Origin of the sequence: Ellagibacter isourolithinifaciens (genome assembly GCF_008831035.1) — a bacterium.
Classification (GTDB): Bacteria; Actinomycetota; Coriobacteriia; order Coriobacteriales; family Eggerthellaceae; genus Ellagibacter; species Ellagibacter isourolithinifaciens.
On sequence record NZ_WAJR01000002.1, the window covers coordinates 111,568 to 135,022 of the forward strand.

Here is a 23,455-nt window from a genome sequence, read left to right on the forward strand (position 1 = left end):
CATTCGGGGAAGGGGGTATCGCGGCAATCCATAGGCAATAGCTATAATCCCTAACGGAGATTCGGTCGAATAGTCGTTCGCGTCAAGCCATGGGGCTAAACCTGTGTTTTCTCGCGTTCGGTGTTGCGAAATCGGCGAGTGGTGGCATACAGGGAGGCTCATCCCTGGCTCATACTGCGGGGTTTATCCGTCGGGGGAATTCAGACTGGCGGGGCGATGCTTGCAGAGGGGCTCTTCCGTACACTACCGCTGTCAACGCGTCGGGGCGTGCCGTGCGCTTTCGGACAATGCGCAGGTCGCAAAAACCCGGCGAACCGAATAGTAGGTGTCTGTAGGACGAGAAGAAGAGGGGAAGGTAGATGGCTGATAAGGTCAGCATTTACGACGAGAACGGCGAACTCGCCGAAGGCGTCGAGCGCATCAGAACGCAGTGCTATTTCTGCCATGCCAACTGCGGTGTCCTTGCCTATGTCAAGGACGGCGATGTAATCAAGATCGAAGGCGATCCCGATTACAACAACCAGGGTGGTCTGTGCTGCCGCGGTACGAGCGCGCTTTTGCACGTCAACCATCCCGCCCGCATCAACCACGCGCTCAAGCGCGCTGGCGAGAAGGGCGAGAACAAGTGGGAGCAGATCCCGTACGATCAGGCGATCAAAGAGGTCGCCGAGCGACTCAACCAGATCAAGGCCGAGTCGGGCGCTGAGGCGGTTGCCTCCGCTGGCGGCACGACCCGTACCGATGACTGGGCGCGTCGTCGCTTCCTGAACCAGTTCGGCACGCCGAACGGTTTCCACAATGCACTTCTGTGCTGGATCCCGACGTTTATGGCCGAGACGGTCGTCGCCGGCTGGTCTCCGTTCGAGACCGACCTGGGCGCTGCGAAGTGCCTGATCCTTTGGGGCATGAACCCGGCTGCATCTTCGCTGCCCTCCATGCACGGCTACACCGACCTTCAGCTTGCGGGCATGAAAATCATCTACGTCGACCCGCGTTTCTCCGAAACCGCTTGCAAGGCAGACCTGTGGCTGCCGCTGCGACCGGGCTCGGACACCGCGCTCTCGCTCGCGATGCTCAACGTCATCATCAACGAGTTCCTCTACGACTTCGAGTTCGTCGACCAGTGGTGCGACGGCTTCGAGGAGCTGCGTGAGCACATGGCTCCGTACACGCCGGAATGGGCTGCCCCCATCACCTGGCTCGACCCGGAGGACATCCGCAAGGCTGCTCGCATGTACGCGACTACCAAGCCCGGCTGCATCCAGTGGGGCTGCTCTTGGGACCAGTTCGGACCTGCGTCCGCGACCGGCTCCCAGGCCCGTCAGCTCATGCGCGCTATCACCGGCAACCTCGAGGTTCCCGGCGGCGACGGCATGCCCGGCCCTGCCCTCAACTTCATCACCGACGAAGAGCTCGAGCTCAACGAGCTGCTTCCCGAGGAGCAGAAGGCGAAGCAGATCGGCTCTGACAAGTTCAAGCTGACCTCTTGGCCCGGCTACACGCTCATCTCCAACAACGCAAAGCGCACCTGGGGCAAGACGCTTCCCGCAGAGTGGTTCTGCGAGGCTCACGGCCCGAGCGTGTTCAAGGCGATCCTCACCGGCGAGCCCTATCAGATCCGCGCTCTCATCTGTAACGCGACGAACCCGGTGAACTCCTACGGTGACTCCAAGATGACGCTCGCCGCCCTGAAGAAGGTCGAGTTCCTGGTCACCGTCGATTACTGGATGACCCCGGCAGCGCTCTTCTCCGACTACGTGTTCCCGGCCGCCGGCGCTCTCGAGCGTCCGACGATCGTCACGCACTACGGCGCGACCGACTCCGTCATGGGCGGCCGCCGCGCTATCCAGCCGAAGTTCGACCGTCACACCGATATGTCCTTCTGGCGCATGCTCGGCCTGGCCTGCGGTCAGGATCCCGCGAACTGGCCGTGGGAGACGGAAGAGGAAGTCTACTCCTACATCATCGCTCCGCTGGGTCTTCCCTGCACCGACTGGAACGACTTCGTCAACAACATCCGCATGTACTATCCGCCGCTGCACCAGAACAAGTACGTCACGCGCGGTGGCTTCTGGACGCCGACCGGCAAGATCGAGTGCAACTCCACGATCCTGCGCGAGCTGGGCTATCCTGGCATGCCGACCTACCTGCCCTGCGCTGAGAACGACATCGACAATCCGGAACTCGCCGAAGAGTACCCGATCGTGCTCACCACGGGCGGCGGCTTCATGCCGTACCACCACTCTGAGCACTTCCAGATGCAGGGTATGCGCTACCTGTACCCGGATCCGTACTACTCGATCAACCCCGAGCTCGCTGAGAAGCTTGACATCGAGCACGGCGACTGGTGCTGGATCGAGACCCAGCGCGGCCGCATCAAGATGCGCGCGAACGTCGAGCCCGAGGTCGATCCTCGCGTCGTGTTCGTGCCGCGTGGCTGGTGGTTCCCCGAGCGCGACACCAACATCGACCTTGACAACCCGTTTGGCTGCCTCGAGTCCAACACCAACGTCCTCACCTCTGTCGACGAGTGGGACTGCGACCCGATGGGCGGCTCCTGGGCGAACCGCGGCCTGATGTGCAAGGTTTACAAGTGCACCGAGGCCGACCACGAGTGGAACGCCAAGGACAAGACCTGGTCTATTCCTGGCTGTGCGAAGAACCCGGGCATCTCTACCGACCCCGAGGACCTCAAGCACCGCGTGCTTCGCTGGGAGAAGATTCCCTTCGAGGCTCCTGCTTGCACGAAGGAAGTTCCCGAGGGCTTTAGCTGGCAGTGGCAAAACGATGCGCTCTACCAGGATTCCACCCAGTTCCGCCTGGACGATTCTGGTTGGCTTATCGACCCGAAGACCAACGAGTACGTCGATGCTCACACCGGCTGGTACTACGTTGCCGCCGAGAACTGCCTCATGGACAAGGCTACCGGCAAGAAGTACACGATGGAGCGCGAGGAGATCGCTGAGCTCGCAGGCATTCGCCTGTATCCGGGCCAGGACGCTCCCTACGCAGTGCCCGAGCAGCTCACGTGGGATCGCGAGAAGGGCTATGCCCGCCTCGGTGACAAGCCCTATATCTACAACCCCGAAAGCGGTTGGCTGATCGACCCTGCGACCAACGTCTACCATGACGCCTACTATGGTTGGGCATACGACCCCACCACAAACGGCCTCATCGACGAGGAAACGGGCAAGCGTTACACGATGAGCTACGAAGCCATCGAGGAATAATCAGGCTATCGAGTAGGAAAGGATAGATAATGACTCGTTATGCTATGGTCATCGACCAGCGTCGTTGCATCGGCTGTCACTCCTGCACGGTTGCCTGCCGTACGTGGAACGACCTGCCGCTCGATATCATCTACAACCCCGTGGTGACCGAGGGTGCTCAGGGCAAATGGCCCCACGTCCATCGCACCTACACCCCGACGCTGTGCATGCACTGCGCCAACCCCGAGTGCGTCCCCTGCTGCCCGACCGGAGCGTCCCAGCAGGACGACGACGGCGTGGTATGGGTTGACTCCAAGAAGTGCATGGCCTGCAAGGTGTGCGTCAACGCCTGCCCCTACGGCATGCGCGACACCTCGGTGCTCGGCCCGCGCCTGCATCGCTTCGTGCGCAAGTGCACCTTCTGCAAGGACCGCCGCGCGGAGGAGCCCGGCTCGATGCCGTACTGCGTGCAGACGTGCCATCAGAAGGCCCGTATCTTCGGCGACCTGGACGATCCCAACAGCGAAGTGTCGAAGCTCGTCAACTCGCTCCACACCGAGCGTCTGTTCACCGAGCACGGCACGGAACCTCAGGTCTACTACATTCCGGATTTGGGAGGTCAGCGATAATGAAGCATCATTATTGGGAAGCGCCGATTGTCATCTACCTGTTCTTGGGTGGCCTCGGCGGCGGCATCATGTGCCTCACGGCTATCATGAGCCTCATCGTCAACCCTGGCACGGGCTCGCTCTTCTTCGTGCCGATGTTCTTCGCGCTCGCTGCGCTTGCTATCGGCTGCTTCTTCCTCGTGTTCGAGCTCGGTCAGCCGCTTGTGTTCTGGCGAGTGTGGACAACGGCGACGGCAATCATCAAATGGGGCGCAACGCTCCTGGTTATTGCCATGTTCGGCGACATCTTCTGGCTGCTCGGCTATCTGGACGTGCTGCCGCTTGATTGGGGCTTCCTGGGCGCCATCGCCTCCGTGTTCGGCGGCGGCACCCCGGTGTTCGCCACGATCGCCGGCATCGCCGGTTTCGGCATCATGGTGTACACGGGCGTCATGCTCTCGACTCTGAAGGCTCACTCCTTCTGGGCGACCCCGGCGCTGCCCGTGCTGTTCACCATCTCGGCTCTGTCCACCGCTTGCGCCGCTATCGCGCTGTCGCTGGGCATCTTCGCTGAGCCGACCGTGGCCCTGCTTGCTGCCACCGAGGAGATCCACGAGATCATTCATGTCGTCGACATCATCCTGGTCTGCGCTGAGGTTACCGTTTTGCTCATCATGATCCTCTCCTTCCTGGGCGCCGGCAACGTCACCCAGAAGGCAGTTGCCCGTCGCTGGGTCGTCGGCAAGACCGCCCCGCTGTTCTGGCTCGGCATGATCGTCTGCGGTTTGGTCCTCCCGTTCTTCCTGTACGTCTTCGGCGCCGACTCCGCGGCATCCACCGTGGTGGCTCCCGTCCTCGTGCTCTGCGGCGGTTTGCTGCTCCGTTACCTCTGCGTGTACTCCGACGAGCGCGCCGAGATTCCGGGCGAGAACCGTTACTACAATCGCACGGCCGACCCCCATGCGGAGTTCGTCGAGCATTGGACCTACGGCGAGAACATGTACTAAGCTCTCGCTTGTGCCCCAGGTCGTATAACCTGGGTACTTGATCGAGCATGTCGCGAACCCGACCTTGCACGAGGTCGGGTTCGCCTTGTATCATGCGCAGTTTTCTAACATGAGGGCGAAGCGGTTGGGCCGCATTCGCATTGATGATGGAAAACTCTGCAATCAAGGCAGGGGGAGGAGGGAAAACGCTGTGGGACCTTATGCATTCGATGATGCGTTGACGGGAAGCTCGATTACGTGCGATTACCCAGGGTTGCAGGCGCTCATGGTCGAACGGTCGGATGAGCCAATCACCTGCACATCGCTGTTCTTTCCAGGGTGCTCGCTTATCAACTACGGGTTGCCGCTCGTGCAGTCGGTGTACGACCTGTTGAAATCAGCGGGAGAGGTCGATGGCATCTCGCTTCTTTGCTGCGGCAAGATCTTGCAGTACGAACCCGACGGACCGGCGCAGCGCCGCTCGTTCGAGGCCGAGCTTATCGAGCAGGTCTCTGCCCGCTGCACGCGTCGCATCGTTGCCGCATGTCCAAACTGCGTGCTTGCGCTTCGGGGCGCGCTCGCTCGCGATGAGCGTACGCAGGGCGTGGAAATCGTTGCGCTTCCGTTGCTGCTCGCGCAGATGGGCTACCACATCGACGCCGGCATCGCGCGCGAAATGCTCAACCGCGAGCTTGCCTGGCGCCATCCCGATTGGTACGACGAGGGGGGCAACCCCACCGAGGCATGCGAGGCGCCCGAGTCGCTTCTCTTCATGCCGCACGATTCGTGCCCCGACAAGAAGACGGGGGAGTTCGCCGATGGGCTGCGCGCGCTCATGCCTGAAGAGCTGCTCGTCGAGGGCGAGAAGGTGCGCAAACGCTCGGTGTGCTGCGGGTCGCTCGCCCGCGCAGCCGGCAAGACCGAGCTTGCCGACAGTCAGGCGCGCGAGCACGGGCAAGACGCGTCCGATTTGGGTGCGAGCGCGATAGTCACGGCATGCGTGAGCTGCACCTTCCAGCTGATGATGGCGCAGCGCGAGGTTCCGGTATTCCACTACCTCGAGCTGCTCTTCAACTGGCGCATCGATTGGTATCATGCCGATGCCTACATGAAGCTGCGCTTCCTGTTCGACGACTCGCTCGGTGTCGAGAAGCAGGGGCAAGGCGCGAGGAATTTCGTTGGACTCGGCGGCGAGGGAGCCGCGAAGGAGGATGCGTAAATGCGCGAGGTGCGCAAAACGAACTGTCATTTCTGCGGGTATCTCTGCGCGTTTCATGCGACGGTGGAAGATGGGCGCGTCGTCGATCTGGAGCCCGACCCTTCGCGCTATCCTTACGACCCGAAGGTGCTCGCGGGGTGTCGCCGCTGGAAGATGAACCTTGACGTGCTCGATGGGGACGACCGGGTGAACTATCCGCTGCGTCGCGTTGGCGAGCGCGGAGCAAACAATTGGGAGCGCGTGAGCTGGGACGAGGCGCTTGACGACATCGCGCAGCGTCTATCGAAGCTGCGCGACCAGTATGGGTCTGAAACGCTTGCATCCATGATTGGCGGGCCTCATGCGTCGTTTTGGCCGCTGCACCGCTTCATGAACATGTTCGGCTCGCCGAACAACATGGGCATCGGGCAGATCTGCTGGAATCCCCGCATCTGGATGGATGCGCTCACGTTCGGTTGGACGATCGAGGCCGACATCAACGACGACACGGAATGCGTCTTCATCTGGGGAACGAACCCGGCTGAGTCGGACAATTCGCTCTGGTGGCAGTCGATTCGACGCATCGGCAAATCGGATACGCCGCTCGTGGTGATTGACCCGCGCTACACCAAGACCGCATCTTGTGCCGATCTGTGGATCGCACCGAAGACGGGCACGGATTGCGCCCTTGCGCTCGGCTTCGCGAACGTGATCATCGCCGAGGGCCTGTACGATCGCGATTTCGTTGCGGAATGGTGCCATGGCTTCGACGAGTTCGCTGCCCACGTAGCGCGCTACACGCCCGAGTACGTCGCCGAGTTCTGCGGCGTATCGGCCGATGACGTCCGCACCGCGGCGCGCTGGTTCGGGCGTGCCCAGGCGGCGGCGCTCGTGTCGGGGCGCGGTATCGACCAGTCGGGACGAAACGTGGCGCCCACGCATCGGGCGATTTGCTGCTTGCGTGCGATCACGGGCAACGTCGATAAGCCCGGCGCCTGCATCATCACCGAAATGAGCGACTTCACCACAGAAGTCGAGCTCGAGATGACCGACGAGATGGTGCCCGAGCACAAGGCTCGCTGTCTGAACACCCCCTTCACGCCGCTTCAGTGCTACGAGGGTTACGCGAAGGTACAGAAGGTGACCGAGCGCTTGGGCTGCAGGCTCCCGACGCGCTACATGACGTCAGCCCACCCCGATTTGGTGCTCCGCGCGATGGAGACGGGTGAGCCCTATCCGGTGCGCGCGCTCATCGTGAACGCGACGAACCCGCTGCTCACCTATGCCGACACGCATCGCGTGTTCAATGCGCTCATGGGCCTCGACCTGATCGTGGTGATCGACTACTACTTGACGCCGACCGCCTCGATCGCCGATTTCGTCCTGCCCTGCGCAGGCGCGATTGAGCGCCCGCTCTTCCAGCAGCATGGCGGCGTCGCGAACATCGCCTACGGCGGCCCGGCTGCGGTCGAGCCGTACTACGAGCGCAGAAGCGACTACGACATCTTCCGCGCTTTGGGAATTCGCCTGGGGCAGGCAGAGGCATGGCCGCACGAGACGTTCAAGGATGCGCTTGAGGACGTGCTCGCTCGCGCGGGCATGACCTGGGAAGAATACTGCGAGCGCGGCATGTACTTCCGCCCGCCCGTCCCCTTCAAGTACCTGTATCCCGATGAGACGGACAACCCGCGGGGCTTCGCCACCACCACGGGGAAGATCGAGCTTGCAAGCGAGATTCTTCCCGATTTCGGCGGCCAGCGCCTGCCCGAACCCGCGCCGTGTCTCTCGCTATGCTCGGATGAGCTCATTGCGCGCGCCACGGCGTGCGGGGGAGCGCATCTGTCGATGGTCACCGGTGCCCGCAAGCAGCCCTACAACGCGTCGATGTACTTCAACAACCCGAAGTTCCGCAAGTCCTCGCCGCACCCTGCGGCGGAGATCTCGCCCGCGACGGCACAGCGGCTGGGACTTCGCGCGGGAGATACCGTCGAGGTTGCCACCGACAAGGGGAGCGCGCGCTTCGTGCTTGAGGTTCGCACGATGCGCGACGATATGGTGAGCGTTGATTATGGCTGGTGGCATCCCGAGTGGACCCCTGGTGCGCCCGACTTCGGCGGCATGTGGGAGTCGAACGTGAACTGCCTGACGAGCTGCTCGGTCGCGACGGGCGAGCCCATGATCGGCACCTGGTGGTATAACGCCATCGATTGCGTGATCAGGAAGGTCGATGAGACTCTTTCATGGCAAGATGACCCTTGCGCAAAAGATAGCGCCAGTGCGGACAAGGACGATGCCAGATAACGGCTCTCGTCCTATAATGTGCAAGGTACACTAGTGGTGAATGCGCTCGAAACCGAGCGAGTGATATACGAAGGAGAGTACTGTGGCAGAGAAAAAACAAGCGTTGCTCCTGTTCTGCAAGCCGCCCGTCCCGGGTTTGGTGAAGACGCGCCTGACGATTGAGCGCGGTGGCTTTTTGAGCCCCGAGCAGGCGGCAGAGCTGTTCCGCCGTTGCCTGTACGATGTGAGCGAGATGTGCATGCAGGCGCTTCTGTCGATGCAGGCGGACAACGACGCCCTCGTTGCCGAGGACCCGTCGGTCGATAAGATCACCTACGACTTCTTCGTGTCGACCACGCCGGCCGACAATGTCGAGCTCATGCGCGAGACCTACGACGCGCTTGGCAAGTGGCCCATGGAAATCCACTACATCACCGACAAGGGCGCCACGTTCGATGACCACTTCGACGACGCTTTCAAGCAGATCTTCGACATGGGCTACGAGCACATCGTCTCCGTCGGCGGCGACGTCCCGACCATGCCGATCACCCACATTTCCCAGGCCTTCCAGTGGCTGGACTACTTCCAGGACCTGGGGACACCGGGCTTCGTGCAGGCGCCCTGCCAGGAATGCGGCACGTCGCTTGTCGGCTTCAGCTACAACACGCCGATCAACCATCAGGGTGTGTACTACAACCTCACCGGCAAGCCCGCGCTTGACGCGTACGTGGAGAAGCTCCAGGAGATGGATATCCCCTCGGCATATTTCACGCCCGTCGCCGACATCGACGAGAAGGTCGACCTTGCGCACGCCGTGTCCTGCATCCGCGCGATCAAGGAAGCCGCAAAGTACCAGACCGAGATCTACGTGCCGCAGCGCGTGCTCGATTGGTGCGACTTCATGAACATCCGTGTTTCCACGCCGCCGAACGACAACCATGATCCCCGTCAGTACATCGACGAGGAATAGGGGGTTGCGGCGGCTTATCGGCCGCCGCAACGGGCCGTTGTTTCAGACCAGATAGGACGAGATTTTGCGTACTTTGCATAAAACGGGGGCGCTGTGCCCGACGTGCCTGAAGGAGCTGCCGGCGGAGGTCTACGCCGACGACGAGGGGGTCGTGTGGATGACGCGCACGTGTCCCGAGCACGGCAAGCTCGACACGCGTATGTGGCCTTCTGCCGAGCACTACGAGTGGCTGCTCTCCGAGGCGTTCGAGAAGACCAAGCCGCAAAACACCATCCCCGTGACGGACAAGTGCCCGTTCGGGTGCGGAACCTGCGCGCGCCACGAGCGCCGCGGCACGCTGCTCGAGATCGAGGTCACGCGCAACTGCAACCTGCATTGCCCCGTGTGCTTCATGAGCGCCGAGACCGGCGAGGGCGATCCGACGCTCGATGAGATCTCGGCGATGTACGATGTGATCGCGAACGCGGTGGGAACCGACGGCGCGGTGCAGATCACCGGCGGCGAGCCTACCTGCCGCAAGGATTTGGTCGACATCATCTATATGGGCCGCGAGAAGGGCTTCTGGGGGATCGAGGTCAACACGAACGGCTTGGTCATCGCGAACAAGGAAGGTTATCTTGAGGACCTTGTCGCCGCAGGTCTCACGGGCGTGTACCTCTCTTTCGACGGCCTTACGGGCGACGTGTACAAGGGCACGTGCGGGCGCGACATCCTGGCAACCAAGCTCAAGGTGATCGAGCGCTGTCGCGAGGTTGGCATCCAGGTGGTGCTCTCCGTCGCGGTCGTTTCCGGTCTCAACGACGACCAGCTGGGCGACCTTCTGCGCTTCTCGCTTGAAAACGCCGATGTCGTCGCCGGTCTGGCGCTGCAGCCTGCCTTCACTTCCGGGCGCTTTGATGCCGAGCGAGCCATGCCCATGAGCGCAGGCGACGTTATCTTCGATCTGGCCGAGCAGTCCGACGGCCTTCTGCGCGTGGAGGACATCTGGCCGCTCGGGTGCTCCAACCCGCTGTGCGACACCGGCGTGTTCCTGGTTCACGGCACCCCGCCCGAGGGCGTGCCCGCGCATCCGTCCGGCTTCTATCCCGCGACGCGCGCGATGACGACCGAGGAATATCGCGAGGGCTACAGCCCCGACAGCCCGCAGGGCTCGGTATTTTTGGATATCCTCTCCAAGAAGGGCGTCGAGGTGAAAAGCGGCCTGTCGGTCATCATCATGAACTACATGGACGCCGTCTCCATGGACACGCAACGTTTGCGCGAGTGTTCCATGATGGTCACCGTGCCTGATGGGCGTGCCATTCCGTTCTGCTCGTACCACCTGACGGATTCATCGGGACGACGCGTATATCCGCCTTGGTGCAAGGAAGAATTGCGGTAGCGAACATGGATACTCAAGATCAGATCGCGTTGTGGGATGCCTCCAACGACGCGAGCGAGACCGTTTACTCGGTGACCAACGATGCATCGCGCTGCGTGAAGTGCGGCCTGTGCATCGCGTTTTGCCCCTGCAACGTGCTCGAGGCGAACGAGGAGGGCTATCCCCTCGCGGCGCACATCGACAACTGCGTGGGGTGCACCACGTGCGCGGGCAACTGTCCCCAGCGTGCGCTCACCGTTGAATGCGAGGGGGACGCAACGTACGATCCCTTCGCGGACGAGCCGCGCGCCGAGCCGATCGACTCCGAGCTTCACCGGCACTATGCTGAGCTGGAGCGCACCATCATGGACAAGCTCGACCTTCGCTGGCGTCCCGTTGCGGTGAGCCTTATCGACAAGGACGAGCTCCTGCCCGACGTTCCCATGCCCTCTGAGAACCTGCGTTTTTGCCAGGCGATGATGGCGGCGCGCCGCGGGGCGAGCATCCTTATGCCGCCGTTTCGCCATTCGTGCCCTGATGGCACGTCGATTTTCGGTATGACGGGTGTCCCCGAGAAGCTGGCGACGGGCGAGATTTACGTGCTCTTCCACAAGGTGGTGAACGCGGAAGCCGCTGCGCGCATGGTGCGCGAGCGCCCGACGCTTCCACCGCATAGCCGCCGCGCCACCTACGTCGCACCGCTTTCGAAGACGGTGCGCAAGCCCGAAGTGGTCGTGTTCACCGGTACGCCCGAGCAGATGATGTGGCTGTGCATGTCGATGAGCTACTACAGCGGCCATCGCTTCGATTTCCATGCATCGGGATTTAACTCGATGTGTGTGGAAGCGGTGCTGTATCCCCTGATGAAGGAGGAGCCGAACATCACGTTCGGGTGCTACGGCTGCCGCGCGGCGACCGATATCGGCGAGGACATGATGTTTATGGGAATCCCGACCGATCGCTTGGAGACGGTGGCGCAGGGGCTGACCGAGCTTTCGCTGAAGGCTATCCCCCATTCGCGCATGAAGATCTACGTGCCGCCCATTATGTAGCGTAAGGCCAGTTCATGAGCGATTTGTTTACGCTGCGCCCAGCGCGCGAGGGCGATTGGGAACTTATCAACTACTATGCGTATCGCGAGGGGATGGATGCCATTCCCTCGCTTGAGAACGTCACCGTCGCGGCAAACGGGGACGATGACTGCGTGGGCTTTTGTCGTCTGGCGTTCAGCGAGGCGGGAATCGCGCACGTGAATCCCGTGGTCATAAACGAGCAATGGCGCGGGTACGGCGTCGGGCGGGCGCTCATCGACGATGCTCGAGCGCATCACGATGAGATTCGCCTGGTGGCGCGCGGGAAGTCGATTGGGTTCTATCGCGTTTTGGGATTTACCGAGATTTCCTGGGACGATATCGCCCCAGGTGTGACGGAGGAATGCGACGGGTGCCCGCTCATCGAGGAATGTGGTCCGCTTCCCATGGGGTGGAAGCGCGAGGGTGCGTAAGGGCTCCGGGAAAAGCGAATCGAGAAACAAGTGCGGGGCTCTGCCATTGTCGAGGTGGCAGAGCCCTGTGTTTTTCTTTGGGTTGAGCGGTGGTGCGCGAGCCCAAGGTGATCACAGCGGTGGAGAGTCTCCTTGGTTGCCGGGATCGGTTCCTCGCGGCTTGCGGGCTTGCTACAGCACGCGGTCGGTGGCATAGGTGCCATGCTGCACGCAGAGGAGCATATCGTGGGGAATGAGCCGGCCTTTTTTGTCGCGTTTGCAGTCGATATGCGCTTTTTCCACGCTGCAGATGACAAGCAGGTGATCGCCGGCTTGCTGAATATCGTTCACCCCGCAAACTTCCCATGCGTACGCGAGCTCGGGTACGGGAACGGGGGAGCCGTTTTCGGCGGTGGCGATGAAATGGGGGACCTGCGAGGCCTTATCGACGATGTTTCCCGAGGTGGTGCCACAGTATTCTGCAAGCTCGACGGCCTTTTCGGTTGCGGGAAGCGCGGTGATACTGCAGGCTCTCGATTGCTGGATGAGCTGCATGGTGCGCGATTTCGCACGGAGGGCGAAGGCGATGAGCGGAGGATTATGGGAGAGGGGCGTGACCCAGATGACGGTGGCGAAGCAGGTTTCGCCGTTTGGGCCGCACGCGCCGATGATGATCATGGGGCGCGGGTCTTGCAGCGCGGCGATGTCGCGGCCGGTCACTGCGGGGTATTCTTGCGCGCGACGCGCGGATGATTCGCTCATGGGGCTCCTTTTCCAGGTGAGAGATAACGATTGCAGAGCTCTCGCAGTCGAGGGGCTCACCGCCATGAGCGAATCGAGTGCGAAAGCTAGTGCGAGCAGGTCGGTGCGTCGGGAAGCTCGATGCCGAGCGCGTCGGCGGCGTCCTTGCGAAGCTCTTCGAGTGTGAGCTCGTAGCAGGCGAGTGCGTCGATCCAGCGGCGCAGGCAACGACGCCCCTTTTCCGTAAGCTTGAACAGGCGTTTCGCTGATCCCTCGGCGGGAGTTTCCCACTCAGAGGTGACAAGCCCCGATTCCTCCATGCGCTTGAGCGCGCGGTACACGCCAGTCGCGTCGGGTTTCTTTCCGCCAAACATCGGGGAGCTGGCCGCTTGCTGGACGATGATGTAGCCATGAAGCGGGGTTTCCGATTGGGCAAGCAGGGTGAGAATGGTGGGTTGGGAAAGACGATTGAGCGATTTGCCCAGCTCGGCGCATTCCTTCAAGTCGTCATCCGACTTTGGATGGCAGCTGCTCCACATAATGCAGGACCTCTTTCGTACACGTATACGTCTGAAACAACTTCTTATTATCGCTCAAAGCCAATCAGCCTGCCAATCTTTTCCGTAAGATTACAGGGGCATTCGGTTAGTCGCGCGAGCGCGGCGGATTGCTCGTTAGCCGAAGTGCGCAAGGATGTGCCACTGCCGATTGATTTTCTGCTTTGACGGTCATGGGGACTTCCAACCTTCGCGAATCACCTAGAATAGGTGTGGAAAAAGCGCCGCCCGCGCCTGACGACAAGGAGCTCTCATATGTGCGGAATCGTGGGATATACTGGTAAACGCCCAGCTCAGGGCATTCTCATTCAGGGTTTGACACGGCTTGAGTACCGCGGTTACGATTCGGCTGGCATCGCGGTGCAGGAGGGCGACTCCCTTGCTGTCATTCATCGCAAAGGCAAGGTGGCGAGTCTGGAGCACACGCTGTCGCATTTTGATTTCCAGGGCACGTGCGGCATCGGGCACACGCGTTGGGCTACGCATGGCAAACCGAGCGAAGCGAACGCGCACCCGCACACTTCTTGCGGCGGGCATATCGCCGTCGTGCACAACGGCATCATCGAGAACTTCGCTGAGCTGCGCGAAGAGCTTGAAGGTCGCGGGCACGTGTTCACGAGCGAGACCGATACCGAGGTCGTCGCCCATCTTCTTGAAGAGGCCTATCAGGGCGATCTCGTTGCGGCGCTGCGCGATGCGTGCTCTCGCATTGTGGGCGCCTACGGCCTTGCCGCTGTTTGCGACATGGAGCCGGGCGTCATCGCGGTCACGCGCAAGGATTCCCCGATTGTTATCGGGCAAGGGGAAGACGGCGCATACGTCGCTTCCGACATGATTGCCATGATCGACGCCACGCGTGACGTCGTCATCTTGGGGGACGGCGAGTACGCGCGCATGACCGCGTCGGGCATCGAATACACCGACGAGGCGGGGCGTGCGATCGAGCCGCGCATCACGCATGTCGATTGGGACCTTGACCTGGCAGAAAAGGGCGGATACCCCGATTTCATGCTGAAGGAAATTCATGAGCAGCCGCGCGTCATTCGCGACACGCTTGCTGGACGGCTCGTGAACGGCGCGCTCTCCATCGACGAGCTCGATCTGACACCTGAGGAACTTAACCTCATCGACCGCGTGTACGTCATCGCGTGCGGCACAAGCTACCATGCGGGCCTCATCGCGAAAAACCTGATCGAGGGCTGGGCGCGCATCCCCACGGAATGCGAGGTCGCAAGCGAGTTCCGCTATCGCAACCCCATCATCACTCCGACGACGCTCGTCGTTGCGGTGTCTCAATCGGGCGAGACGGCCGACACGCTCGCCGCTATCCGCGACGCACGCGTGAAGGGTGCCCGCGTGTTTGGCATCACGAACGTGGTGGGAAGCCCTGTGGCGCGCGAGTCGGACGGCGTCATCTACACGAAGGCGAACAAGGAAATCGCCGTCGCGTCGACAAAGTCGTTCTTGGGCCAGGTGGTGAGCTTGACGTTGCTCGCGATGCTGCTCGCTCAGGCGAAGGGCAAGCTGCGTATGAACCAGATCCGCCTCCTGTTCCGCGAGCTGGCGGACACGGCCGAGCAGGTGGAGCGCATCCTCGTCGAGTGCAAGCCCTCCATCGAGGAGGCGGCGCGCGCGTGCAAGGATGCCCGCAACGCGCTCTTCATCGGGCGCGGCATGGGTGCCGCCATCAGCTACGAGGGTGCGCTCAAGCTGAAAGAGATCAGCTACCTGCACGCCGAGGCGTACCCCGCTGGCGAGATGAAGCACGGCCCGATTGCGCTCATCGACGAAGGATTCCCCGTCATCGCCATCGCGACGAAGAGCCCGGTCTACGACAAGGTCGTTTCCAACCTGCAGGAGAGCAAGGCCCGCGGTGCGATGATCGTCGCCGTGGCAACCGAGGGCGATGAGGACATCAAACAGCACGCTGACCACGTGATTTACATCCCGAAGGTTCGCGATGCGTTTTCCGCCATCACGGCGAGCGTGCCGCTGCAGCTGTTCGCCCGCGCCATTGCTGTCGAGCGCGGCTGCGATGTCGATCAGCCGCGCAACCTCGCAAAGAGCGTGACGGTGGAATAGGGGAGCGGGGTCTTGATGCCTGCATGGAAAGAGGAAACCGTTCGCGCGGTCGAGGACGCCGCCGCGGTGTCGCTGCCCATCGACGGGGCGGTCGGCCTTGGCGTCGACATCGTTGAGATCGCGCGCATGAAGAAGATTCTGGAGCGCACTCCGTCGTTCGCTCGCAAGGTGTTTTCCTGCGAGGAGTGCCGCTACTGCGAGGACGCGGCCGCACCCGAGGTCCATTTTGCCACGCGCTTCGCTGCGAAGGAGGCCGTGGTGAAGGCTCTTGGAACGGGCTTCACTCGCGGAATTGGAGTGCGCGATATCGAGGTGAAGCGCTCGTCGAAGGGACGGCCGTATGTGGTGCTGTCGGGCCGCGCGAAGCAGGTAGCCAAAGAGCTGGGCGTTCGCGAGCTTCCCATCTCGCTTTCGTATACGCATACCGATGCCGTCGCGTGCGCTTTGGCCATCACGGAGGATTCTCAAAAGGCGGCGGAGGAGCGGGTCGATCAGAAAGCCGAGCTCGCGAAGCGCTTCAAGGAAGCGCGCTCGATGCTTGACGAGATCGACGCTCCTCTTGCGGTGGGGTGTCGTGTACAAAAATGACGATAAGTTGTGAATCTTCTCCACAACTCAGCGAGTTTCACCCCAATTTCGCCACATTTGTCCATAAAAGTTGCTATCAAGGATGAGTTTTGCGCCTCACCTATACCACTTTTAGTACAGAGAGCTCATTTCTCCATAACTTATCGTCATTTTTGTACAGGGAGGAGCGGGGCAAGTAGTTTCTTGCGCAGCTTCATCTGCCTGCTGTCGAATTCCTCGCTGCGAGGATGGACTCTATGCCGAAGCCGACGGGAAAGGATTCGCGCCGTTTTGTCGAAGGCGATTAAGTCGTTGAACTCGCGTTTCGTAACGCATATTTCCGTTATTCCCAGATGTACGAAGATGTTGCGCCGACGTGCGTCGTTTGCAATGCGCGATGATCCGGTATGCCATTTGTCGCTGTCGTATTCGACGGCGATGTGCTTATCGGGCCAGAACAGATCGGGGAACAGCACGCTGTTTCCCGTAAGTCGCTGAACGTGCGTCGGAAGGTCGATGCGCGGGTTGAGCTGCGGATAGGCAATCCCGTAGCCGCCCATGCGGTAGGGCAGGCAGAGATGCAGCACGAGCTGGGTTTCTCGCGGGGAGGCCGCGCCCGCAAGGATGTAGGGCGTAAGTCGACGGGCGGGTTTGGCGCCGTTCAAACCTGTCATGCGGGTGAGCATCTGGTTGATTTTCAAGGGCGTGGTCAGGGGATACGCGTCGTTGGTGCCAACGCGATATGTCCCGCAGAGTGCGAATGCGATTCGAAGGAACTCGATTTCGTCGAGCGTCTGGGCGGACTGGATAAGCGCAAACTCGGGCGAGCAAACGAAGACCCCCGGTGCTGCGAGATGAAAATCGGCGGGCGTGAGCTCGAGGGAGGTCGTATGAACCGCGATATCGTGCGAGTGCCTCGCTGCTTCGTGCGTCTTGGTGAGAAGATGAACCTTTTCGCGTTGCCGCTCTTTGGGAAGGATGCTCACAGCTGCAGCTATCTCGGATTCTCGAAGAGGGATGCCAAGTTGGGGAGCAAGGGCAGATTGGAGGGCGTCAATACGGGGGCTCCCAATATGCGAGAGCCAGTAGTGAAGAGCCGATATGTAGCAAACGATAACGTCCATGCCGCGATTGTAGCAGGGTGTATCCCCAGATAGATTGTGAACCGATAAAAAAGGAAGCTCGCTAATAATTACTAAGAAAAACAGGTAGGAAGCGAGCAATTTTCGACGTGAGCGTTCGGTTTGGTCCCTGCCGGCTCCCGGATTGGCGCTCGGTTGCCGTCTTCCTTGAGCGGTCCTTCGCATGCCCCTTCTCTCGATGCGCCTGCGCTTCTTTGCTCTAGGCCGATCGTCGCGTCCACCGAAATCGCAAATCGGATAAGATGGGGAAAGTTTGAGGTAACCGATCGGAATGCGCAAAGGCTATACTCAAGCAAGATAGTAAAGAATGCGAAGGAAATCCAAGATGATTGCATGGAATTATTCGGATACGAAGCTGTGCGGCCTTCTTCCCGAGCTTGCGCAAGATGCGAACAAGTATACGCGCGGGAAGGTGTCGCTCGTTGCCGGCTGCTCGCGCTATCCCGGTGCCGCCGCTCTCGCTGCCTTGGCATCTCAGCGTATGGGGGCGGGGTATACCGAGGTCATCTGCGCGCAGAAATCAGTCGATACCGTTCGCGCGGTAAGCCCCTCCCTCGTCGTCCGCTCGTGGAAGAACCTCTCTCCTAGCGATTTTCCGCCAATGCGAGCGGGCCATCCGTCGGCGTATGTCCTAGGCCCTGGTTTCGACGCGTCGAACGGGTCGTGTAAAAAGCTCGCCTTCACTGTGCTCGAATCGGCCTGTGCGCCGCTTGTGGTAGACGGGGGTGCTCTTGCCTTCCTCGCCGCGAAGAAGGGCCGCAATCTTGTCCGGGAGCGCTTCGAGTCCGGGCTCGATACGGTCGTGACGCCCCACGCGGGCGAGGCGGCTCGGCTCGCCGCCCCCTTTGGCTTCCCGACCGATGATGCGGGCGAGCTCGCACGCCTTATCTCGCTCGCGTATGGCGTGACGGCACTCGTTAAGGGACCGAAGAGCTTCATATCCGACGGCGAGATCGTCGCGGTGATGGGCGAGGGGACGCCTGCGCTCGCGAAGGCTGGCACGGGGGACGTGCTCGCGGGCATGATCGGCGCGCTTCTCGCACAGGGGCTTGCATCTTTCGACGCGTGCGTGCTTGCAGCGACGCTTCACGCCCGGGCGGGCCGTCTTGCCGCATCCGAGCTTACCGAGCGATGCGTCGTAGCGGAAGACCTGCCGCGCTATCTTCCTCTGGTGATTCGGGAATTCGAGGCGCTCAGAGACCGCATGGGTGAGCAGGAATTGGGGGCACGTTATTCGACACATGGGTAAGAATTATTCACCGAGGAGCGCGTGCGCGGTAGAATAAGGCTGTTACGTGAGGGCGCTGCGCATCGATTGCGGCGCGGCGCGCGTCGATATCAAAGGAGGTCGATCGTTATGGCAGAATCGAAACGTCACGATTGGGGGCTTATCGTCGCTGGTGCGCTCCTCGTGCTCCTCGCGATTTTCATCACCGCGTTTCCCGGGCTTACGTTGGCGACGATCACGGCGATACTGGGCGCTGGGTTTCTCGTGAGCGGCATCCTCGACCTTGTGGGTTATGTGCGCCTGAAGGGGAACCTGTTCACCTCGCCTTCGCCCTGGATGATCGTGTACGCGGTCCTCGACATCATCATCGGCATCATGCTGCTGCTGCACCCGATCGTCTTCGCGGGCGTCGTGTCGTGGCTTGTGGGCATCTTCGTTGTGGCGTTCGGCGTCATCGAGGTCATCGGTGCGGTTCAGCTGCACAAGTTCAGCATGCCGATGTGGGGCTGGATGGTGTTCTCGGGTATCGTGGACATCCTGTGCGGCGTGGTGTTCTTCATCTACCCTGCGATGCTCGCTGTTTTCTTGGCGGTATTTGTCATTATGCGCGGCGTTTCCCTTATCATGTACGGGTGGCGCGCTGACAGCGTGCTCATGTAGCGTCGCCCTGGCGGGCGGCCGCATAGCGAAACGGTATCAGGCCCCGGCATGCCCGGGGCCTTGTTCGTGAAGGGGACGGATATGCCCGAAGAGCAACAGAATCTGTTCAGCGGCGATGAATTGGCTGCTCAGGCAACCGATCCGGCAGCGCGCATCGAGGCGCTCCGCCGCGAAATCGAGCACAACAGCTATCTCTATTACGCCCTCGATGCGCCCGCGATCTCCGACGGCGCGTTCGACTCGCTCATGCACGAGCTGCGCGCGCTCGAGGCGGAGCATCCGGAACTCATCGACCCGTCGAGCCCGACCCAGCGCGTGGGCGGCTACGTCGGCGAGCAGTTCGCGCCCATCCAGCACGAGCGTCGCATGTATTCGCTCGATGACGCCATGGACGCTGGCGAACTCGACGAGTGGCTCGGTCGTGTGGAGGACTTCTTCGGCGAGATCCCCCCGCTTGTGTGTGAGCTGAAGATCGATGGCTCCTCTGTCGCCTTCACCTTCGAGAACGGGCGCCTTCTGAAGGCGGCGACGCGCGGCGACGGCACGACGGGTGAGGATATCACGGTGAACGTGCGAACCGTGCGAGACGTTCCTCTGCGCCTGCGCGACGAGGCGCTTTCAGCCATTCGCGACACCGAAGAGCCTATCGAGCTGCGCGGCGAGTGCTACATGCCCAAGTCGAGCTTCGAGTCGCTCAACGCGGCTGCGGAGGCCAACGGCAAGTCGGGGTTTGCCAATCCGCGAAACGCCGCTGCAGGCAGCCTTCGCCAAAAGGATCCGCAGGTCACGGCGCATCGTGACCTATCGACGTTCGTGTATGCCGTGGGCGATGAGCGCAAGCTCGCGCTCGACACCCAGTGGGACCTGCTGCAATGGTTGAAGCGTGCGGGCTTCCACGTGAATCCCGACATCGAGCTTGTCCATTCGGCTGAAGAGGTCCATGCGTTCTGCGAGCGCTCGTTGGGGCGTCGCAACGCCCTGCCATACGAGATCGACGGCGTTGTGGTGAAGGTGAACTCGTTTGCGCAGCAGGAGGCGATGGGCTATACGGCGCGTGCTCCGCGCTGGGCGATCGCCTTCAAGTTCCCGCCCGAGGAGAAGACGACACTGTTGCGCGATATCACGGTGCAGGTCGGGCGCACGGGCAAGCTGACGCCCGTTGCCGAGCTCGACCCGGTGCGCGTGGCGGGCTCCACCGTGGCGCGCGCGACGCTGCACAACGAGGACGAGGTGCGCCGCAAGGACGTGCGCGTGGGCGATACGATCATTGTGCGCAAGGCAGGCGACGTGATTCCTGAAATCTTAGGGCCCGTGCTTTCCCTTCGCCCCAACGACGCGCAGCCGTGGGAGATGCCGCGCGTGTGCCCGAGCTGCCAAAGCCCCGTTGTGCGTGAGGAAGGCGAGGTCGATTACCGCTGCATTTCCATTGATTGCCCAGCTCAGGCTGCCGAGCGCCTTATCCATTGGGCGAGCCGCGGCGCTATGGACATTGACGGCATGGGCGAGGAAATCATCGGGCGCCTTATCGAGAGCGGCCGCGTGACCGACGTCGCCGACTATTACACGCTCGATGTGGTCGAGCTCTCGATGCTCGACATGGGGCGCGTGAACAAGGACGGCGCGCCAATCCGTTTGGGTGAGACCGTGGCGAAGAAGCTCATGGCGGCGATCGACGAGAGCCGCACGCGCCCGCTCGCCAGGCCTCTGTTCGGCCTGGGGATTCGCCATGTGGGAAAGACAATGGCGGAAGCGCTCGCTGCGGCGTTCCCTTCGATCGATGCGCTCATGGCGGCAAGCGAGGAGGAGCTTGCCGCGGTCGAGGGCGTGGGTCCGAAGATCGCGCGCTGCGTGTACTTGTTCTTCCGCACACCCGACAACGTGGCTGTGATCGAGCGGCTCCGCAAGCACGGCGTGTCGCTGGAAGACGACGTGCAGGCCGCAGCGGAAGACGCGCTGCCGCAAACGCTTGCAGGGCTGACCTTCGTACTGACGGGAAGCCTCACGCAAAGCGGGATGACGCGCGACGAGGCGGGGGCTGCCCTTAAAGCGCGCGGCGCGAAGGTCTCGGGCAGCGTGTCGAAGAAGACGAGCTATGTTGTTGCAGGCGAGGCTGCAGGCAGCAAATACGACAAGGCAATAGCGCTCGGCGTTCCCGTGCTCGACGAGGATGCGCTTCTGCACATTCTGGAAACTGGCGAGGTGCCTGTAGGGGAATAGGCGCGGGCTGGGCTTTTCCCTCGGCATGATTCCCCCCAGCAAGATACGAGGCCCCTGCGAACTCGGGTTTCGCAGGGGCCTCGCTTGTTTTCGCGCATGTGCAGTTTTACGGCTTGATGAACATGGCGTCGCCGAAGGAGAGCATACGGTAGCGGTTCTCGATGGCGTGGCGATATGCCGCCATAATGTGCTCGCGGCTCGAGAACGCGCTCACGAGCATCATGAGCGTGCTCTTGGGCACATGGAAGTTCGTGATGAGCCCGTCGATTACATGGAAGGTGCTGCCCGGCAGAAGATAGAGGCTCGTGGCGTCGCGATTGCGCGCCGTGATGGCGCCTTCGCCGCCGTTTGCCTGCGAATCCCAGGCGCTTTCCAGGCTGCGGGTCGACGTGGTTCCCACGGCGATGACGCGCCCGCCCGCTGCATGCGTCTCGTTGATGGCGTCGACAGTGGTCTGCGGCACGGTGTAGAACTCGGTGTGCATCTTGTGCTTGGTCGGGTCGTCCTCGTCCACGATGCGGAAGGTGTCGAGGCCCACTTCGAGCTCGACGGTTTCCCAACGAACCCCATTCGCCTTCAAGCGCTCGATGAGCTCGGGCGTGAAGTGAAGGCCTGCGGTGGGCGCCGCCGCCGATGCCTCGCGGCGCGAGTACACGGTTTGGTACAGCTCTTCGTCACCTGCGTAGTTTTTGATGTAGGGCGGAAGGGGCGTGTGGCCAACGGCGTGAAGCGCCTCGTCGAGCGAGGGGAGCGTTGTGGTGAGGCGCGCGATGCGCTCGCCTTTAGCGGCCGAGGCCTCGGCGTCCTGGCCTTCGCCTGTCGCCGCTGCGTCCGTCTTCGCGCTCGCCCAGTCGACGACTTCGGCGGAAAGCGCGACGTTTCCCTGCTTGTCGGTGAAGTCCACCACGGCGCCGCTGCCCGGTTTCAGACGCTTGCCGGGGCGCACGAGCACCTCCCAGATGGCTTGTTGGTTGGCTGATTCGGTGAGCGCTTCATCGAGATAAGGCTTCGCCTTCTCGCCTTTGACCTCGCGAAGGAGGAATACTTCCGCCTGACCGCCCGTGTCGCGCTTCGCGCCTAAAAGGCGTGCGGGCATGACGCGCGTCTCGTTTGCCACGAGCAAATCGCCCGGGCGCAGGTACTCCTCGATGTCGCGGAAGATGCGATCTTCGAGTTCTCCCGATTCGCGATCCATCACCAGCATGCGGCAGGCGTCACGCACCGCCGCAGGTTCCTGCGCGATAAGTTCTTCGGGCAGGTCGTAGTTGAAGTCTTCAGTTCTCATGCCCGCCGTCCTTCGCTGTAGCCTTTTGTCTTCCTGCCCCCCTGCGCCCCGCTTCGCGGTGCTCGGGGTTCAACAGTCCACTGGACTGTTGAGGATGCTCGGCAGGCTTTCAGCGCGGGCTGTCGTCCTCCGCCGGAGCTCTCCTCTTTCCTGCCCCCCTGCGCCCCGCTTCGCGGTGCTCGGGGTTCAACAGTCCACTGGACTGTTGAATAATTGAAGTCTTCAGTTCTCATGTAGTAGTCCTTTAATCGTCGCTTTGCGTTCGGTTAATCGTCGATGTCGATGAACGCAAAGTCATCGATATCTTGGCGAGTGTGTATGATTCGCCATACGATAAGGTTCTCGCTGTTGAAAGAATAGAAAATGCGGTAGGGGCTGACAAGCCACGATCGGTACCCTTGGTGAGAAAGTCTTTCGTCGGCGAAGGGACGGCCAAGCTCGGGCGTCTTGCAAAGGTGATCGATCGCTTCGACGATCGAATCGTAGACTTTGCGGGCTGATTTCGGTACTTTCTGCACCTCGCCTAGATAAATCACTATCGATTCTAAATCGTATGCAGCGCGAGGACGGTAGAGGGGGGCGAGCATTTAAATGCTCCAATGTGCGAAAAGGCGCTCGATGGAATCGCCGACTGCCTGTTTCGTGAGCGATTCCGATCGATACTTCTCCTCGATTTCTGCTTCGCGGAGTTTCTGCACATAGCGTTCGTGTCGCTGCTGCCCTTCGTACGCTTCGCAGTCGATAACCACGAGACTTGCCTTGCCGTTCTTCGTCATGAAGATGGGCTGTTGGCTCTCGCGCGCCAATTCGCATACATCGTTCAGATTGGTGCGAAGGTCGCTGATGGGCCTAATCTGCGGTATGGGCAATGGCATAGATTCC

At 61.5% G+C, this 23,455-nt stretch carries 20 protein-coding genes; 14 read left to right on the forward strand and 6 right to left on the reverse strand.

What is annotated here, in order from left to right; translation table 11 throughout:
- The first annotated feature begins 359 nt into the window (after positions 1-359).
- The 9 genes from F8C90_RS01700 (at position 360) to F8C90_RS01740 (ending at position 12,115) form a co-directional block, all read left to right on the forward strand.
- Positions 360-3,230, forward strand: a complete 2,871-nt coding sequence (locus F8C90_RS01700; protein WP_158048714.1) for a molybdopterin-dependent oxidoreductase — start codon at positions 360-362, stop codon at positions 3,228-3,230.
- A gap of 29 nt (positions 3,231-3,259) precedes the next feature.
- The gene (locus F8C90_RS01705) at positions 3,260-3,838 is read left to right on the forward strand and encodes a 4Fe-4S dicluster domain-containing protein (protein ID WP_158048715.1); all 579 of its coding nucleotides are present in this window, start codon (positions 3,260-3,262) and stop codon (positions 3,836-3,838) included.
- The gene (gene nrfD, locus F8C90_RS01710; protein WP_158048716.1) at positions 3,838-4,824 is read left to right on the forward strand and encodes an NrfD/PsrC family molybdoenzyme membrane anchor subunit; all 987 of its coding nucleotides are present in this window, start codon (positions 3,838-3,840) and stop codon (positions 4,822-4,824) included. Before F8C90_RS01705 ends, nrfD begins: the two co-directional genes overlap by 1 nt.
- 190 nt (positions 4,825-5,014) lie before the next feature.
- Entirely contained in the window at positions 5,015-6,022 is a 1,008-nt protein-coding gene (locus F8C90_RS01715; protein WP_170264490.1) for a heterodisulfide reductase-related iron-sulfur binding cluster, read from the forward strand.
- Positions 6,023-8,302 carry a molybdopterin-containing oxidoreductase family protein gene (locus tag F8C90_RS01720; protein WP_158048718.1) on the forward strand — a complete coding sequence of 760 codons (2,280 nt, stop codon included), beginning with the start codon at positions 6,023-6,025 and terminating at the stop codon, positions 8,300-8,302.
- A gap of 82 nt (positions 8,303-8,384) precedes the next feature.
- Positions 8,385-9,251 carry a TIGR04282 family arsenosugar biosynthesis glycosyltransferase gene (locus F8C90_RS01725; RefSeq protein ID WP_158048719.1) on the forward strand — a complete coding sequence of 289 codons (867 nt, stop codon included), beginning with the start codon at positions 8,385-8,387 and terminating at the stop codon, positions 9,249-9,251.
- Positions 9,252-9,315: 64 nt separating this feature from the next.
- Positions 9,316-10,632: a radical SAM protein gene (locus F8C90_RS01730; RefSeq protein WP_158048720.1), complete on the forward strand. Its 1,317-nt coding sequence runs from the start codon at positions 9,316-9,318 to the stop codon at positions 10,630-10,632.
- 5 nt (positions 10,633-10,637) lie between these two features.
- Entirely contained in the window at positions 10,638-11,663 is a 1,026-nt protein-coding gene (locus F8C90_RS01735; protein ID WP_158048721.1) for a DUF169 domain-containing protein, read from the forward strand.
- Between the two features lie 14 nt (positions 11,664-11,677).
- Positions 11,678-12,115 (forward strand): GNAT family N-acetyltransferase, encoded by a 438-nt coding sequence (locus F8C90_RS01740; RefSeq protein ID WP_158048722.1) that lies wholly within the window; start codon positions 11,678-11,680, stop codon positions 12,113-12,115.
- A gap of 171 nt (positions 12,116-12,286) precedes the next feature.
- On the opposite strand, the gene F8C90_RS01745 is transcribed toward F8C90_RS01740, so the two are convergent.
- Together F8C90_RS01745 and F8C90_RS01750 are read right to left on the reverse strand one after the other, a co-directional pair.
- Positions 12,287-12,856 carry a flavin reductase family protein gene (locus tag F8C90_RS01745; RefSeq protein ID WP_170264491.1) on the reverse strand — a complete coding sequence of 190 codons (570 nt, stop codon included), beginning with the start codon at positions 12,854-12,856 and terminating at the stop codon, positions 12,287-12,289.
- Positions 12,857-12,942: 86 nt separating this feature from the next.
- Entirely contained in the window at positions 12,943-13,374 is a 432-nt protein-coding gene (locus tag F8C90_RS01750; RefSeq protein ID WP_158048724.1) for a PadR family transcriptional regulator, read from the reverse strand.
- Positions 13,375-13,647: 273 nt separating this feature from the next.
- Here F8C90_RS01750 and glmS point away from each other — a divergent pair, with 273 nt between their 5' ends.
- Positions 13,648-15,474: a glutamine--fructose-6-phosphate transaminase (isomerizing) gene (glmS, locus tag F8C90_RS01755; RefSeq protein ID WP_158048725.1), complete on the forward strand. Its 1,827-nt coding sequence runs from the start codon at positions 13,648-13,650 to the stop codon at positions 15,472-15,474.
- 15 nt (positions 15,475-15,489) lie between these two features.
- Entirely contained in the window at positions 15,490-16,062 is a 573-nt protein-coding gene (acpS, locus tag F8C90_RS01760) for a holo-ACP synthase (protein ID WP_158048726.1), read from the forward strand.
- Positions 16,063-16,208: 146 nt separating this feature from the next.
- Here acpS and F8C90_RS01765 read toward each other — a convergent pair whose 3' ends face one another.
- The gene (locus tag F8C90_RS01765) at positions 16,209-17,027 is read right to left on the reverse strand and encodes a hypothetical protein (RefSeq protein ID WP_211360979.1); all 819 of its coding nucleotides are present in this window, start codon (positions 17,025-17,027) and stop codon (positions 16,209-16,211) included.
- A gap of 481 nt (positions 17,028-17,508) precedes the next feature.
- Here F8C90_RS01765 and F8C90_RS01770 point away from each other — a divergent pair, with 481 nt between their 5' ends.
- The 3 genes from F8C90_RS01770 (at position 17,509) to ligA (ending at position 21,288) form a co-directional block, all read left to right on the forward strand.
- Complete coding sequence (locus F8C90_RS01770; protein ID WP_158048728.1) at positions 17,509-18,432, forward strand: NAD(P)H-hydrate dehydratase; 924 nt, start codon at positions 17,509-17,511, stop codon at positions 18,430-18,432.
- Between the two features lie 108 nt (positions 18,433-18,540).
- Positions 18,541-19,071: an HdeD family acid-resistance protein gene (locus F8C90_RS01775; protein WP_158048729.1), complete on the forward strand. Its 531-nt coding sequence runs from the start codon at positions 18,541-18,543 to the stop codon at positions 19,069-19,071.
- 81 nt (positions 19,072-19,152) lie between these two features.
- Complete coding sequence (gene ligA, locus F8C90_RS01780; protein ID WP_158048730.1) at positions 19,153-21,288, forward strand: NAD-dependent DNA ligase LigA; 2,136 nt, start codon at positions 19,153-19,155, stop codon at positions 21,286-21,288.
- A gap of 106 nt (positions 21,289-21,394) precedes the next feature.
- Here ligA and queA read toward each other — a convergent pair whose 3' ends face one another.
- From queA to F8C90_RS01795, 3 genes are all read right to left on the reverse strand, one after another.
- Positions 21,395-22,573, reverse strand: coding sequence for a tRNA preQ1(34) S-adenosylmethionine ribosyltransferase-isomerase QueA (queA, locus tag F8C90_RS01785; RefSeq protein ID WP_158048731.1), 1,179 nt, complete (start codon positions 22,571-22,573; stop codon positions 21,395-21,397).
- 266 nt (positions 22,574-22,839) lie between these two features.
- Complete coding sequence (locus F8C90_RS11375) at positions 22,840-23,160, reverse strand: type II toxin-antitoxin system RelE/ParE family toxin (RefSeq protein WP_158048732.1); 321 nt, start codon at positions 23,158-23,160, stop codon at positions 22,840-22,842.
- Positions 23,161-23,448, reverse strand: a complete 288-nt coding sequence (locus F8C90_RS01795; RefSeq protein ID WP_158048733.1) for a type II toxin-antitoxin system Phd/YefM family antitoxin — start codon at positions 23,446-23,448, stop codon at positions 23,161-23,163.
- Positions 23,449-23,455: the final 7 nt, after the last annotated feature.